The organism is Altererythrobacter xiamenensis (assembly GCF_900177715.1).
Classification (GTDB): Bacteria; Pseudomonadota; Alphaproteobacteria; order Sphingomonadales; family Sphingomonadaceae; genus Erythrobacter; species Erythrobacter xiamenensis.
On the sequence record NZ_FXWG01000001.1, the window covers coordinates 89,718 to 103,719 of the forward strand.

At 61.4% G+C, this 14,002-nt stretch carries 15 protein-coding genes; 12 read left to right on the forward strand and 3 right to left on the reverse strand.

What is annotated here, in order from left to right; genetic code table 11:
• Positions 1-4 precede the first annotated feature (4 nt).
• Genes CCE89_RS00455 through CCE89_RS00465 form a run of 3 tightly spaced genes read left to right on the forward strand, consistent with a single transcriptional unit; the run spans position 5 to position 2,962 of the window.
• Positions 5-1,975, forward strand: coding sequence for a lytic transglycosylase domain-containing protein (locus tag CCE89_RS00455; protein ID WP_234989864.1), 1,971 nt, complete (start codon positions 5-7; stop codon positions 1,973-1,975).
• Between the two features lie 23 nt (positions 1,976-1,998).
• Positions 1,999-2,478, forward strand: a complete 480-nt coding sequence (greB, locus tag CCE89_RS00460) for a transcription elongation factor GreB (protein ID WP_086436092.1) — start codon at positions 1,999-2,001, stop codon at positions 2,476-2,478.
• Entirely contained in the window at positions 2,471-2,962 is a 492-nt protein-coding gene (locus tag CCE89_RS00465) for an invasion associated locus B family protein (RefSeq protein WP_086436093.1), read from the forward strand. Before greB ends, CCE89_RS00465 begins: the two co-directional genes overlap by 8 nt.
• A gap of 65 nt (positions 2,963-3,027) precedes the next feature.
• Here the strand turns inward: CCE89_RS00465 and CCE89_RS00470 are convergent, their stop codons facing one another.
• Entirely contained in the window at positions 3,028-3,693 is a 666-nt protein-coding gene (locus tag CCE89_RS00470; RefSeq protein WP_086436094.1) for an outer membrane beta-barrel protein, read from the reverse strand.
• Positions 3,694-3,992: 299 nt separating this feature from the next.
• Between CCE89_RS00470 and rlmN the strand changes: the two genes are divergently transcribed.
• Positions 3,993-5,261 carry a 23S rRNA (adenine(2503)-C(2))-methyltransferase RlmN gene (gene rlmN, locus CCE89_RS00475; protein ID WP_086436095.1) on the forward strand — a complete coding sequence of 423 codons (1,269 nt, stop codon included), beginning with the start codon at positions 3,993-3,995 and terminating at the stop codon, positions 5,259-5,261.
• A 6-nt stretch (positions 5,262-5,267) separates the two neighbouring features.
• Here rlmN and CCE89_RS00480 read toward each other — a convergent pair whose 3' ends face one another.
• Positions 5,268-6,128: an endonuclease/exonuclease/phosphatase family protein gene (locus CCE89_RS00480; protein WP_159456554.1), complete on the reverse strand. Its 861-nt coding sequence runs from the start codon at positions 6,126-6,128 to the stop codon at positions 5,268-5,270.
• Positions 6,129-6,235: 107 nt separating this feature from the next.
• Here CCE89_RS00480 and CCE89_RS00485 point away from each other — a divergent pair, with 107 nt between their 5' ends.
• The 7 genes from CCE89_RS00485 to CCE89_RS00515 all read left to right on the forward strand — a co-directional run bounded on the left by CCE89_RS00485 (position 6,236) and on the right by CCE89_RS00515 (position 11,733).
• The gene (locus tag CCE89_RS00485; protein ID WP_086436097.1) at positions 6,236-6,832 is read left to right on the forward strand and encodes a class I SAM-dependent methyltransferase; all 597 of its coding nucleotides are present in this window, start codon (positions 6,236-6,238) and stop codon (positions 6,830-6,832) included.
• A gap of 95 nt (positions 6,833-6,927) precedes the next feature.
• A complete protein-coding gene (locus CCE89_RS00490) occupies positions 6,928-7,473 on the forward strand; it encodes an MOSC domain-containing protein (RefSeq protein ID WP_234989865.1) in 546 nt (181 codons plus the stop codon).
• A gap of 139 nt (positions 7,474-7,612) precedes the next feature.
• The gene (locus CCE89_RS00495; protein ID WP_086436099.1) at positions 7,613-7,999 is read left to right on the forward strand and encodes a glycine zipper 2TM domain-containing protein; all 387 of its coding nucleotides are present in this window, start codon (positions 7,613-7,615) and stop codon (positions 7,997-7,999) included.
• 104 nt (positions 8,000-8,103) lie between these two features.
• Positions 8,104-8,871, forward strand: a complete 768-nt coding sequence (locus CCE89_RS00500; RefSeq protein WP_086436915.1) for an SDR family oxidoreductase — start codon at positions 8,104-8,106, stop codon at positions 8,869-8,871.
• Positions 8,868-9,527, forward strand: a complete 660-nt coding sequence (locus CCE89_RS00505) for a cytochrome b/b6 domain-containing protein (protein WP_086436100.1) — start codon at positions 8,868-8,870, stop codon at positions 9,525-9,527. The genes CCE89_RS00500 and CCE89_RS00505 overlap by 4 nt, the downstream gene beginning before the upstream one ends.
• The gene (locus CCE89_RS00510; protein ID WP_086436101.1) at positions 9,524-10,276 is read left to right on the forward strand and encodes a molybdopterin-dependent oxidoreductase; all 753 of its coding nucleotides are present in this window, start codon (positions 9,524-9,526) and stop codon (positions 10,274-10,276) included. Before CCE89_RS00505 ends, CCE89_RS00510 begins: the two co-directional genes overlap by 4 nt.
• Positions 10,277-10,383: 107 nt before the next feature.
• Entirely contained in the window at positions 10,384-11,733 is a 1,350-nt protein-coding gene (locus tag CCE89_RS00515; protein ID WP_086436102.1) for an SAM-dependent methyltransferase, read from the forward strand.
• A 20-nt stretch (positions 11,734-11,753) separates the two neighbouring features.
• On the opposite strand, the gene lptB is transcribed toward CCE89_RS00515, so the two are convergent.
• Positions 11,754-12,542, reverse strand: a complete 789-nt coding sequence (gene lptB / locus CCE89_RS00520; RefSeq protein ID WP_086436103.1) for an LPS export ABC transporter ATP-binding protein — start codon at positions 12,540-12,542, stop codon at positions 11,754-11,756.
• 104 nt (positions 12,543-12,646) lie between these two features.
• On the opposite strand from lptB, the gene CCE89_RS00525 reads away from it, so the two are divergent.
• Positions 12,647-13,891 (forward strand): class I SAM-dependent methyltransferase, encoded by a 1,245-nt coding sequence (locus CCE89_RS00525; RefSeq protein ID WP_086436104.1) that lies wholly within the window; start codon positions 12,647-12,649, stop codon positions 13,889-13,891.
• The last annotated feature ends 111 nt before the right edge of the window (positions 13,892-14,002 follow it).

Genomic DNA, 14,002 nt, shown 5'->3' on the forward strand with positions numbered 1-14,002 from the left:
CAGCATGCTTAGAAAACCGCGCCGAATCGCCATCCTGACCAGCAGCCTTCTGGCGGCGGTTTCCGCTCCAGTTGTTGCACAAAGCACCACCCAACCGGCTACGACCCAATCCGAGAAGGCCCGGGTCCAGATGGTGGCTAACCAGCCGGGCAGCATGGCGCGGGCAGTCGATCGCTGGGAATATCTTGCCGAAGCGCAGAATCTGGGTTTTGAACCCTATGCCAGCTTCCTGCTCGCCTATCCGGGATTCCCGCGCGAAAGCACGTTCAGGACCCGCGCGGAAAATGCGCTCGACAACGAAGCGCCTACGACAGAGCGACTGATCCAGTTCTTCGACCAGTACCCGCCGCTGACCAATTCGGGCCGCGCGCGCTATGCCCTCGCCCTCGCGGCCAAGAACCGGCCCGAGGCGCTCGACACCGCGCGCGAAGCATGGCGAGCAGGTTCCATGAGTGGTTCGGCTGAGGCCTATCTGCTCGGCCTCTTCGGCCCTCGCTTTACCCAGGCCGATCACGCGGCACGCATGAACGCGCTGCTATGGCAGGACGATAAGGAGGCGGCGGTCCGCCAGATCATCAATGTCTCCCCCGACCGGCGCGACATCTACATGGCGCGTCTCGCTCTCGTTCAAGGTGACATGCCTTCCAACGCAGGGGTCGCGACGCCGCAGTCCGCACGCAGCGATGCGGGCTATGTCTACAACCTCGCCAAATATTTTCGCCGTTCGGGGCAGCCCTACCAGGCCGTCTCGCTGCTGGCCGAAAGGCCCACATTCGATCAGCCCGCATTCGAGCCTGACGATATGGTCTCGCTCATGCTCGATGTCGCAAAGGGCGCTGGCGCGCGCCAGGCTGCACAAATCGCCGGCAAGGTCGACGACCTATTCCCGCCGGACACCGATATCAGCGACGGCAGTTTCCGCCTGCGCGACAAATATACCGACCTGATGTGGCTCGGCGGGACCAAGGCTCTGTGGAGCCTCGGCGACGGCAACACCGCGGCGCCGCTGTTCTATCGTTATGGCATGGCAGCCAAGACGCCGCTGACCCGCTCGAAGGGACTGTTCTGGGCCGGTCGCGCTGCCTCGCAAGCAGGAGACCGCGCCGCTGCCGAGCGTTATTGGAACCAAGCCGCACAATATGCCGACCAGTATTACGGCCAGCTTGCGCTCAATTCACTGGGTCGCGCGATCCCGAGTTTCGCCGATCAGCCGCCTGTCGTTCCGACCGATGCCGAACGTGCCGCTTTCCAGGCCGATCCGGCAGTCGGCGCGCTGCGGGCCATTGCCAACAACCGCCGCGACTGGCGCACCGAACGCGCATTCTTCAGCGCACTGGCCGACAAGGCCGACACGCCGGGCAAGATGGCACTGCTGGTCGATCTGACTCGCTCGCTTGGCCTCGAAGAGATGGCCGTGGTCGCCGGATTGACCGCGCCCGAGCACGGGCTGTCCGGCTTCGAGAAGTTCGGGCACCCGACCGTCTCGGTGCCCTATGGCGTCGACTGGACGATGAGCCACGCGATCATGCGGCAGGAAAGCGAATTTGACCGTAACCGCGTCAGTCACGCGGGCGCTCGCGGGCTGATGCAGCTCATGCCGGGTACCGCGCGGGAGCAGGCTGGCAAGCTCGGCATGAATTACATGTCTGCAAACCTTACCGGCGACACGCATTACAACATCCGTCTGGGCGATGCCTATTTCCGCCGCATGCTCGATTACTACAACGGATCCTACCCGCTCGCACTTGGCGCCTATAATGCTGGGCCGGGCCGCGTGAACCAGTGGCTGCGCCTGAACGGCGATCCGCGCACCGGCGAGATCGACTATGTGACATGGATCGAGAAGATCCCATCCAATTTCGAGACCCGCTATTACATCATGCGCGTGCTCGGAAACGCGGTCGCCTACGACAACATGTATCCCGAGAAGGCACCGGCGAACCGTCCGCGTTCGATCGACTACTTCCTTCGCTAGAGCCTCGTGCTACAGCGCCTTCGATGAAACCTCAGGGCGATCCGATAACACCTGCCGGCATGGCCGCGCTCAAAGCGCGTTACGACCATCTGTTCGGCACCGAACGCCCCGAGATCGTCGAGATCGTCAGCTGGGCGGCCGGCAATGGCGACCGCAGCGAGAACGGCGACTATCTCTACGGCAAGAAGCGCATGCGGGAGATCGACCGCGAGCTGGCGCATCTGGCCCGCCGGATGAAAGCCTTGCGTGTGGTCGATCCAGGAGCGCAGCCGGATCGGTCGCGGGTATTCTTTGGCGCAAGCGTCACTCTGGCGGATGAAGACGACAACGAGAAGCGCGTCACCATCGTCGGCGATGACGAGCAGGACGCAGGTTCCGGCCGGATCGGCTGGTCCTCGCCCATGGCGCGCGCGCTGCGCGGCGCATCCGTCGGGGATTTACGGACGGTGACCCTTCCCGGCGGTGCGAAAGAATGGGAAGTTGTCGCCATCTCCTATGATTAGGCTTGCCGCGCTTTTCCCTCTGTCATTGCTTCTTGCAGCCGTTCCGACCGCTGCGAAGGACAATCTGGGCGTATATGAGAATTGGGCGGCTTTCCGCGATCCCTCGGTCCCGCGTTGCTATGCCATCGCCAAGCCGCGCCCGAGCACGCTGGAGCGCGATTACGAGCCTTATGCCAGCATTGGCACCTGGCCCGAGCGCGGGATCCGCGGCCAGGTGCACTTTCGCCTGTCCCGCAAGCTGGCGAAGAACGCGCGTGTGACAGCCAACATCAATGGGCGGCGCTTTCGTCTCACCGGCGGCGGCGGCGATGCCTGGGCCGAAGACAAGACGATGGATGCAGCCATCGTCGCAGCCCTTCGCGCCGGTTCGCGCCTCACCGTCAGCGCCGTCGACAGCCGCGGGCGGCGCTTCTCCAACACATATGATCTGGGCGGTGTCGCCACGGCTATGGACGCCGCCACTGTAGGCTGCGCGAGGCGCTGATTGCGCATACGAAAAAGCCGGGAGCGATCTGCCCCCGGCTTTCTCTTGTTCGTCGGACTGTCGGCTTAGAAGCGCAGGCCGAAACCTGCCATCACCTGGTGACGGTCGAGATCGACGTCGAAGCGCTCGCTATCGGGAAGCGTCCCGTCGAAATCGACTTCGCCTTCCTTGTAGTTCGAGTAGCGGTATTCGAGCTTGAAGAAGCTGTTCTCGCTCATCGCGTATTCCGCACCCGCGCCGACGCGGAACCCGTCGAGGTTATAGTCCTCGTCGAACTCGGTCACGCCGTCATTGGCGAGGACGTTCAGCTTCGCATTGGTGTAACCACCCTTGGCATAGAGCAGCAGGTCGGGCTGGACCTTCGCACCGGCACGCGCACCGATGTAAAGGTCACGGCCAGCATCGACCCGGCCAAAGCCGAAGCCTTCGAAATCGCCGTCTGCAAACTCGGTCTTGGCAGTCGAATCGGTCCATTCACCTTCTACACCGACGACTGCGCCGCCAAGGTCGACGTCATAGCCGACGCCGATGCCGTAAGTGACACCTTCGATCGACTGGTCGTTGTTCTCGTTTCCGTCGTCATCGACGCTGCTTCCGGCCTTCACATCGTCATAGCCGACCAGAGCCTCGACGCGCGGGCCGGTGAAGGGGTCATCGGCGCTTTGCGCCATAGCGGGGGTTGCGATTGCGATGGTCGACCCGGCGACCAGCATTGCTACGATCTTTTTCATTCTTGGTACTCCGTTCTTTCTTCAAGTGGCGTTTTCAGCGCGCCACGGACCACCAGAACGGGGCGAAACGGCGGTTTGTTTCATTAACCTCGCACAACATCAAATTGTTGTTTTTATGATACAAATCATGCGATGAACTGTATCCTGCGAGCGCCGGATTGACGGGAACCCGTTGCCGTCGACGAGCCGCTTTGAGAAATCGTCGAATGGTGGGAACGAGACGGTTTGCGCGGCATTTTTGCGCGCCCGCATGGCTGCGCTTCCATTATCGGGGCGGAATCACTATATGCGCCGCTCCCATGGCCGACACAGACCTCATGCCGATCCCCGGACAGGTGGATCCCGTTCCCGTCGCGCGTGACATCACGCCGCGCGCCGATGGCCGTATCGACCTGATCGGCCTCTCCAAGGATCGTATTCGCGAACTGTTCGAAGAGGCTGGTCTCGACGCCAAGCAGGCCAAACTGCGTTCGAAGCAGGTGTTTCATTGGCTCTACCATCGCGGCGTCACCGATTTCGAAGCGATGACCGATATCGCCAAGACCATGCGCCCGTGGCTTACCGAACGCTTCGTGATCGGCCGCCCCGATGTGGTCGAGGCTCAGCATTCCTCCGACGGCACGCGCAAATGGCTGCTACGCACGGCGGACGGCCACGAGTTCGAGATGGTGTTCATCCCCGACGCCGATCGCGGAACGCTGTGTGTCTCCTCTCAGGTCGGCTGCACGCTCAATTGCCGCTTCTGCCACACCGGCACGATGAAGCTGGTGCGCAATCTGACGCCCGGGGAAATCGTCGGTCAGGTCATGCTCGCGCGCGATGCGCTGGGCGAATGGCCCAAGGGCAGCATGGCCGGTCTCGATGAAGCGGAGGATGCGGGGCACTACACCGCCGACGGGCGCCTGCTCACCAACATCGTGATGATGGGCATGGGCGAACCGCTCTACAATTTCGACAACGTCAAAGGCGCGCTCAAGCTAGTCATGGACGGCGACGGGCTTGCCCTGTCGAAGCGCCGCATCACGCTTTCGACCAGCGGTGTCGTCCCGGCGATGGAGCGCTGCGGCCAGGAAATCGGCGTCAATCTGGCGGTGTCGCTCCACGCGGTGACCAAGGAAATCCGCGACGAGATCGTCCCGCTCAACAAGAAATACGGCATCGAGGAATTGCTGCAGGCCTGCGCCGATTATCCCGGCGCATCGAACGCCCGCCGCATCACGTTCGAATATGTCATGCTCAAGGACAAGAACGATACCGACGAGCATGCGCATGAGCTTGTCCGCCTGCTCAAGCAGTACAACCTGCCGGCCAAGGTGAACCTCATCCCGTTCAACCCCTGGCCCGGCGCGAATTACGAATGCTCGACGCCGGAACGGATCAAGCGCTTCTCCGATATCGTGTTCGAAGGCGGGATCAGCGCGCCGGTTCGCACCCCGCGCGGTCGCGACATCGATGCGGCCTGCGGCCAGCTCAAGACGGCAGCAGAGAAGAAGAGCCGCGCGCAGCGGGATCGTGAAGAAGCGGAGGCAGCAGAGGCGGCAAAGGCCCCTAGCCAGCCCGCCGGCTAGTTTCGCTCATACCCCGGTTACCGTGAAGACCAGCGGTGCGTGATCGGACCATTTCTCGGTCCATTCGTCCCGCTCGCTGTCGGTGTTGAGCTCTGCCCAGCCCTTCACTTTCACTTCCTTCCCCGCAGTCTGCTTCAGCGTCATGTGATCGGCGACGAATACGTGATCGAGCGGCGACGGGTCTATCGAGGACGATGAGCCCGGCCAGTAGGAGTTCGGATGGCTCTTGCTCGCCATCCGCATATCGCGCGATCTCATGCGCTTTTCCAGCACCTCGATCTCGCGGTTCAGACTGATATTTCCGATGTTTCGGTAATACTTCATGCCCATCGTGTTATAGTCGCCCAGCACGATGAAATTGGCGCTCTCGTCATCATTGCCGGTCATGGCCTGCGCGGCATCGTCGAGCGCATTCTTGAGCGAGAAAATCCGTTCGTACATCGCATCGCGCAGGCCGAAGCCTTCGGGAGCGGTCATGCTCTTCAGGTGCACGAACAGGATGGGGATGTGGACGCCATTGTCATGCACGGTGAGCAATGCGCCAGGGCGCAGATAGATATTGTTGCGCTTGAACTCGTCCTTCTGTGTGAAGAATGCGCCAAGTCCGGAGCGCACACCGATCAGGATTTGCTGCGATTGCTGGCCGGTCGTGATGTTGAAGGTATGGTTGGGGAAGGCTTCGACCATGGCCTGGTAGACGAAACCGCTCGACACTTCCGAAATGCCGAAAACGTCGGGATCCTCTTCTTTGAGATACTCGACAATTCGCTTGAGCCGGTTCCGCCGTTTCTGCCGCGTCGCAGTATCGCTTCCTCCTCCGCCATAGAAATGTTCGACGTTCCACGTGAGTATCTTAAGCGGCAGCATAAGCCCCTCCCCCGTCATTTCGTGCCAATACTTGATAGCATGAAACGCAAAATCCAGACAGGCGGCATGCTTGCGGCGATTGCACTCGAGACTATGGTCGACCGGCCATGCCCGATAACGATACCATCGCCTTCTACCAGCGCGAGGCACCGCGCTATACTTTGAGTTTCGGGCAGGCGCCCAGCCGCCACCTTGATGGCTTCCTCGACCAGCTCGAGCCAGGTGCACGCCTGCTCGAACTGGGATGTGGTGGCGGAAGGGATGCTGCGCGGATCATCGAGCGGGGTTTCGACTTGGACGCGACCGATGGCACTCCGGCGATGGTCAGGAAAGCCAATGAGAGATTCGCTGTGGGAGCGCGGTTGATGCGGTTCGACGAGCTGGACGCGATCGAGGAATATGACGCCGTGTGGGCGCATGCCTGCCTGCTGCATCTTGCTCGCCCCGAACTGCCTGGCGTGCTGAAAGCGATCCTCGCCGCGCTCAAACCGGGAGGCTGGCATTTCGCCAATTACAAGCTGGGAACCGGCGAAGGCCGCGACCTGCTTGGGCGATTGCACAATTTTCCCGATGAGCGCTGGATTGCGCAAGCCTATGAGGCGGCCGGTTTTCAGATTGTCAAAAGCGAGATATATCCCGGCAAAGGTGCCGATGGCACGCAACGCGACTGGATTGCCTTGTTCCTCCGAAAATCAGCCGCATGAAGCTACAAGTCGCTGCCATTTGCGCAGGGGCAGCAAGCACCCTGCCCTCCGGCAAATCGAGCGGAATCCATAAGCAGCCGCTCGAAGGACCGGTAATGATCGGCGTGCGCGGGATAGAGACCGACGAGCAGGTCGACCGCAAGCATCATGGCTATCCCGCCATGGCGCTGCATCATTTTCCGCAGGAACATTACGATTGGCTGCGGTACCATTTCGGACAGCTCAATCGCCTCGGCGGAGCTGGCAGCATGGGCGAAAACATCGCGACGACCGGCCTGACCGAGCATGATGTCCATATCGGCGACCGCTTTCGCCTGGGCAGCGCGCTGATCGAGGTCACCCAGCCGCGCCAGCCATGTTCGACCATCGAACAACACCTGGAGGCGAAAGGCATGGTGAAGGCCATCGTCAGCGCCGCGAGGCCGGGCTGGTTCTATCGCGTTCTCGAGCCGGGCATGGCTCAGGCTGGCGACCACTTGGAACGCGTGGAAACCGGCGATATGCGCTGGAGCGTCGCGCGGGCCTTTCTAAGCGTTTACGGGGCGAATCGCGCGCCTGACGCCGAGCTTGAACAGTTGGCGGCAGTCCCGCGCGTGTCGGATCGTCTGGTGCTCGATATCAGGAAACGCCTTTCGCGGTAATCCGATGCGATTCATCGCGTCCGCAAACACGCCTCGTCGCAAAAATCGCGTTTACCTTCGGCGTTCATCCAGCGTTGTGGATCGCTGAACGAGAAGGACCGTTGATCGGGTAGAACACTCGAAGAATGGGAAAAAGACTATGAAAAAGCTCGCAATCGCATTCGCCGCCTCCGCCATGGCCCTCACCGGTCTCGGCACCGCTGCTCCGGCTGCAGCCGATCCGCCGCCGTGGGCCCCGGCACATGGGAAGCGTGCCAAGGACCGCGCCATCTACGATTCGCGCGGATATTATCGCGAACCGCGTCGTCTCGACCGTTCGAGCCGCGTGTGGCGCGGTGATGACGGCCGGTATTACTGCCGCCGCGACAACGGGACGACCGGTCTTGTTATCGGTGCCGGCGTCGGCGCACTGGCGGGCCACGAGCTTGCCGGACGCGGCGACAAGACGCTTGGCGCTATTCTCGGCGCAGCTGCCGGCGGACTGCTGGGCCGCGAAATCGATCGTGGTGACCTGAAGTGCCGCTAATCTGATCTTTCGGGTCGCAATCGAAAGATTGAAGGGGTCGCGTTCCACATCGGAGCGCGGCCCTTTCTTATTTCTTCTTCGCGCCAAACATGCTCCAAGAGGGCATGGTAAAGCCCGCAGTTCTCGTCACCGGAGGCGCCACCCGCATCGGGGCCGAGATCGTCAGGCATTTCGCCGCGGCAGGTTGGCATTGCGTGATCCATTATTTCGGATCGGACGACGAAGCCGAGGCGCTGGCACAGTCCCTCCCTTCCGCCGAGACCATTCAGTGCGATTTGAACGACGGCGGCAAAGCCAAAGCGATGGTCGAGGAGCTGGCTTCGCGGCTCGACAACTGGCGTGTGCTGATAAACTCCGCCTCGGTATTTTCGCCTGACGATGTAACCGCACTCGACCCTGCGACGAACCGGCAGGCAATGCAGGTCAACGCCGTGACGCCGACGATCATGGCACAGGCTTTTCTGGCGAAGGCAAAGGCGCAAGGGGGACGGTGTGTGATCCAGATAACCGATCAGAAGATCGAGAATCCCAATCCCGACTTCTTCAGCTACACCATGAGCAAGCACGCACTGGCCGCCACCATTCCGATGCTGGCGATGGGCGCGGCAGGTCCAGAGGACAGGGTATATGGGCTGGCACCCGGCGCAATCCTCGCCAGCCACGACCAGAGCGAAGAAGAGACCGAGATTTCCCACCGGCTCAACCTCTTGGGGCGCAAGACCGGTGCGGAAGAGGTCGCGCAGGCGGCGCTGTTTCTGGCGAGCGGAAAGCTCCGGTCGGGCGAAACGCTTTTCATCGACAGCGGGCAACACCTGCTCGACCAGGATCGCGACGTGATCTACCTTGCCCGCGAGATGCAGGACGCCTCATGAAGAAGCATGCCCTCTCCACCCGCCTGTGGCACTGGCTCAACCTCGTGTGCATCATCGTCCTGTTCATGAGCGGGCTGAACATCTCCAACGCGCACCGCTATCTCTACTGGGGCGAATACGGCTTCTCCCCCGCCGATGCATGGACCAGCGTGATCCGCTTTCCCGGCTGGGCGACAATCCCGGGCTATTACAACCTCGCCGAGGCGCGCGACTGGCACATCTTGATGGCCTGGCCTTTTGCCCTGGGCCTGCTGTTCATCTGGGTCGCGATGCTGGCGAACAAGCATTTCTGGCGTGACCTCAGGACAACCCGCGAGGAGTGGACACCGCGCGCGATCTGGCAGGATATCGTCGATCACCTCAAGTTCCGCTTCGACCATGATGGCGGATACAATTTCCTCCAGAAGCTGACTTATGGCGTCGTGCTCGGGATATTCCTGCCGGTCATGGTTTTCTCCGGCATGGCGATCAGCCCGGGGATCGAACCATCCATGCCGTGGCTAGTCGACATCTTCGGCGGCAGGCAGAGCGCGCGCTCGATCCACTTCATCACCGCCTGGGCGATCGCAGGGTTCTTCGTCGTGCATGTCCTGCTGGTGCTCGTCACCGGCCCGATCCGGCAGATCCGAGGGATGATTACAGGAGGCCGCAAATGAGCGATGGCGTGAAACGCAGGACAGCCCTTGCCGGAATGGCGGCGCTTTTCGCAGGCGCCTGCTCGAAGATCGCCGATAGCGAGACAGGCTCCTCCCTCCTTTCCGCAGCGGAGGACTGGCACCGCAAGGCGCATCGCGCACTCGCCAATCGGCAGGCATTGGCCAAGGAATACACGCGCGCCGATCTTTCGCCGACCTTTCGCGGGAATGGCTCGCTCACGGTCGATACGGATGCTTATCGCCAAGCGCTCGACAGTGGCTTTCCCGACTGGACGCTGGAAGTGCGCGGGCTTGTCGATACGCCACTCTCGCTCAGCATGGAGAACATCCGCCGCCTGCCGCAGCGCACCCAGATCACCCGCCACGATTGTGTCGAGGGCTGGAGCGCGATCGGCGAATGGACCGGCCCGCAGCTCTCCACCCTGCTCGATGCAGCGGGCGTACAGGAGGGCGCGAACTTCATCGTCTTCCGCTGTGCGGACAATCTCAACGGTCAGGATTATTACGAAAGCGTCGACATGGTCGATGCCTATCACCCGCAGACGATCATCGCGCACATGCTGAACGGCGAGCCGCTACCCGAGAAGAACGGGGCACCCTTGCGTATGCGGATCGAGCGGCAGCTCGGCTACAAGCATCCCAAATACCTCACCGCCATCGAAGCTGTCGCCAGCCTCGACGATGTCGGTGCCGGAAAGGGCGGCTATTGGGAGGATCGCTCGGGCTACCAGTGGTACGCCGGCGTCTGATCGGTCGACGGGTTTCGGCCACAGCTTTCCCTTCCCTCCATGATTGACAGGCCAGCGCATGAAACGCAGTCTGCGCGCGGGTCCAATCAGGGGGAACATCCAAGACCATGTGGCTACTCGACAAATTTCTGAAGACAGCCATCAAACATGGCCAGCTGATCGTCACCGATCACGATGGCAAGGAATACAGCTACGGCCCCGGTGGCGGCGATTATGACGAGCGGGTCGGCGGACGGCCCGGCCCGATCCGCATTCGCCTGACCAACAAGAAGTCCGCGGCGCATATCGCGCGCTATCCGCAGCTCGGCGCGGGCGAGGCCTTCATGTGGGGCTGGCTCGTGGTCGAGGAACCACACGACATTCGCGACATGATCCTGTTCGTGACGATGAACGCGAAAAGCCTAGGCGAGGCCTCACTCAAGCCCAAGGGACCTTTCCGCCGTGGCGCGCAGAAGCTTGTCGCCAAGCTCGACGGGATCAACCTTCGCGCCAGCGCGCGCAAGAACGCCGAGCACACCTACAATCTGACCCGCCAGCTTTACGAACGCTTCCTCGACGAGGATCGCCAGTACACCATGGCCTATTACCGCGAGGAAGATCCCTCGCAGACCTCGCTCGAACAGGCGCAGATGGACAAGAAAGCGCATCTCGCCGCCAAGCTTTACATGAAACGGCCCAAGGACAACGGCGGCAAACCGATGAAGGTACTCGACATCGGTTGCGGCTGGGGCGGTTTCGCGCTCTACCTCAACAAAATGTACGATTGCGAGGTGCTCGGCGTGGCGCTCGCGCCGGACCAGATCGCCTTCTGCAAGGAGCGCGCGGAGGCCGCCGGCGTCGCCGACAAGGTGAAGTTTGCGCTGATGGACTATCGCGATGTCGAAACCGAGGACGGTGGGCGCTTCGACCGTATTTCCAGCGTCGGTCTGCTCGAACATGTCGGCACGATCCACTATCCGCAATTCTTCGAGCACACCAACCGCCTGCTGAAGCCGGACGGGGTCATGGTCAGCCATTGCTGCGGGCGCGCGGGCCCTCCCGGCTTTACCGACGCCTGGACGCGCAAATACATCTTCCCCGGCGGCTATATCCCCGCGCTGAGCGAACTCGTGACGCAGAGCGAACGCTATGGATGGCAGGTGATGGATGTCGAGGCGATGCGCTTCCATTACTCGCACACGCTGGAGGAATGGTATGCACGCACCGTGATGCACCGCGAGGAAATCACCGCGATGTATGACGAAGAATTCTATCGCATGTGGCTGTTCTATCTCGCCGGGGCCGAGCAGAGCTTCCGCAACGGGACAATGGTCAACTGGCAGTTGCAGTACGTGAAGGACCGTGCGGCAATCCCGATGACGCGCGAATATATTCACGAGGAAAGCGCCAGGCTGCGTGAAGTGGGCGAAATACCCGACTGGCGCTTCGATCCGGGGCTTAAGGAAGCGGCGGAATAGCATTCACCGGGTCAGGCCGCTCAATCCTCATTGCCAAGGTAGTGCGCGAGGACTGCAGCATCGTGCATCATCGCTTCGGGCGATCCTTCGTAGATATTGGTCCCTGCATCGATGACATATGCCCGGTCGATGACCGAGAGCATTTCGGGGACATTCTGGTCGGTCACCAATATGCCGATGTTCCGCCTCTTCATGTCACGGATCATGCTCTTGATGCTGGCGATGGTCAGCGGGTCGATACCGGCAAACGGCTCGTCGAGGAGCATGAAGAGTGGATCGAGCGCCAACGCCCGGGCGACTTCGCAGCGTCGCCGCTCACCGCCCGACAGCGAATTGGCTGATGCATCGCGTAAATGCGTTACATCGAGGCCATTGAGCAATTCCTCCAGTCGGCCCGCCCTCACGTCCGGATCGGGCTCCACCAACTCCAGCATGGCGCTGATGTTCTGCGCGACAGTCAGACCGCGAAAAATCGATGTCTGCTCAGGCAAATAACCCAGCCCCATGATTGCGCGTCGATAGAAGGGAAGATGAGTGATGTCCGAGCCGTTAAGCATCACCCTGCCGGCATCGGGTTTCACCAAGCCGAGCATGCAGTAGAAGGTTGTCGTCTTGCCCGCGCCATCGGCTCCGAACAGCCCGACGACCTCTCCCTGTCTTACCTTGAGACTGATCCCGCCCAGCACCGGACGACGCCCATAGGCCTTGCGAAGATCGATCGCTTCGAGCGCGGAACTTCCATTCGCATCGGCGCTTGCGGTCTCTGGCCCCTCAAGGTCATCGCGCCCTTGCAACGTCACCTCATGCATATGACACTGGATGACCGATTGACTGACTTGGAACATTGACGAAGGTCAAGGTTTCGATTTGACCGAGGAAGACTTAGATTGGGCCGCTTTATGGAGGATCGACCATGCCAAATCCGCTGATCGATCGCTTTCTTGGTTCCGTGATCAAGAAGGGGCACCTCACCGTGACGATGGCGTCGGGCGAGGTGCACACTCTCGGCACGCCGAGCGAGGGCTATCCCGAGGTCGCGATCCGCCTGACCGACAAACGCGTCGTGCGCGATATCCTGCTCGATCCGCGGCTGGGTGCCGGCGAAGCCTACATGGACGGCCGCATCGTGGTCGAACAGGGCGATATCATGAGCCTCGTCCAACTGCTGCGGATGAACAGTCCTTGGGAACGGGGCGGCACGCTGAGGCCCCCTTCCCCGCTCCGCCGGGTCAAGGACGGCGTTAAGTTTCTGCGCAGCAGTTTCAACCAGGCGGCCAGTTCGAAACGCAATGTCGCGCATCACTACGACATCGGAAATGATCTCTATCGCCTGATGCTCGATCCCGAGCACATGCAATATAGCTGCGCCTATTGGGCTCCGGGTGTCGAGACGCTGGCACAAGCGCAGGAGGCGAAGCTCGCGCATATCGCGGCGAAGCTCCACCTGTCGGACGGTCAGCGCGTACTCGATATCGGCTGCGGTTGGGGCGGCATGGCAATCTTCCTTGCGCAGCATTTCGATGTGCGCGTCACCGGCATCACCCTCTCCGAAGAACAGCTCGCGCTGGCGAAGGAGCGCGCCGAAGCTGCGGGCGTGTCCGAACGTGTGTCGTTCGAGCTGGTCGATTATCGCGATCTCGCCAAACGTGGAGAGCGCTTCGACCGCATCGTGTCCGTGGGGATGTTCGAACATGTCGGCCGCCCGCAGTTCGAGACCTTCTTCCGATCTTGCGCCAACTTGCTGACGGACGAAGGGGTGATGCTGATCCACACCATCGGGCGGTTTGGCGGGCCGGGCAAGACCGACGCCTTCACCTCGAAATACATCTTTCCGGGCGGCTACATTCCGGCGCTATCGGAGACGTTGGCAGCCTCTGAAAAGATGCGGCTGATCCACACGGACATTGAAACGCTACGACTGCATTATGCCAAGACTTTGCGCGCATGGTACGCCAATGCTCAGGCCAATCGCGAGGCGATCATCGACCTGATGGACGAGCGCTTCTACCGCATGTGGACCTTCTACCTCTCCGGCGCGACCGCGGCTTTCGAAAGCGGCGGCATGGGCAATTACCAGATCCAGTTCGCGCGCAGCCGCCATGCGCTGCCGATCACGCGCGACTACATGGCAGAGGCGGAAGAGCGCTTACGCGGATAGCAAGACAGCGCGGATCGTATTTTCCTACCCGCGGCGCGCAGTCCATTCTCGCGCCATGTTTCGCAGCGATCTTTCAACCGAGGATGCCGGTCTTGCAAAAGAGATGCTTCC

Excerpts from the sequence above, each read along its gene's own strand:
- CCE89_RS00515 (WP_086436102.1), top strand. The coding sequence starts at position 10,384 with ATGTGGCTACTCGACAAATTTCTGAAGACAGCCATCAAACATGGCCAG.
- CCE89_RS00485 (WP_086436097.1), top strand. The coding sequence starts at position 6,236 with ATGCCCGATAACGATACCATCGCCTTCTACCAGCGCGAGGCACCGCGC.
- CCE89_RS00495 (WP_086436099.1), top strand. The coding sequence starts at position 7,613 with ATGAAAAAGCTCGCAATCGCATTCGCCGCCTCCGCCATGGCCCTCACC.
- lptB (WP_086436103.1), bottom strand. The coding sequence starts at position 12,542 with ATGCATGAGGTGACGTTGCAAGGGCGCGATGACCTTGAGGGGCCAGAG.
- rlmN (WP_086436095.1), top strand. The coding sequence starts at position 3,993 with ATGGCCGACACAGACCTCATGCCGATCCCCGGACAGGTGGATCCCGTT.
- CCE89_RS00470 (WP_086436094.1), bottom strand. The coding sequence starts at position 3,693 with ATGAAAAAGATCGTAGCAATGCTGGTCGCCGGGTCGACCATCGCAATC.
- CCE89_RS00500 (WP_086436915.1), top strand. The coding sequence starts at position 8,104 with ATGGTAAAGCCCGCAGTTCTCGTCACCGGAGGCGCCACCCGCATCGGG.
- CCE89_RS00505 (WP_086436100.1), top strand. The coding sequence starts at position 8,868 with ATGAAGAAGCATGCCCTCTCCACCCGCCTGTGGCACTGGCTCAACCTC.
- greB (WP_086436092.1), top strand. The coding sequence starts at position 1,999 with ATGAAACCTCAGGGCGATCCGATAACACCTGCCGGCATGGCCGCGCTC.
- CCE89_RS00525 (WP_086436104.1), top strand. The coding sequence starts at position 12,647 with ATGCCAAATCCGCTGATCGATCGCTTTCTTGGTTCCGTGATCAAGAAG.
- CCE89_RS00455 (WP_234989864.1), top strand. The coding sequence starts at position 5 with ATGCTTAGAAAACCGCGCCGAATCGCCATCCTGACCAGCAGCCTTCTG.
- CCE89_RS00490 (WP_234989865.1), top strand. The coding sequence starts at position 6,928 with ATGATCGGCGTGCGCGGGATAGAGACCGACGAGCAGGTCGACCGCAAG.
- CCE89_RS00480 (WP_159456554.1), bottom strand. The coding sequence starts at position 6,128 with ATGCTGCCGCTTAAGATACTCACGTGGAACGTCGAACATTTCTATGGC.
- CCE89_RS00510 (WP_086436101.1), top strand. The coding sequence starts at position 9,524 with ATGAGCGATGGCGTGAAACGCAGGACAGCCCTTGCCGGAATGGCGGCG.
- CCE89_RS00465 (WP_086436093.1), top strand. The coding sequence starts at position 2,471 with ATGATTAGGCTTGCCGCGCTTTTCCCTCTGTCATTGCTTCTTGCAGCC.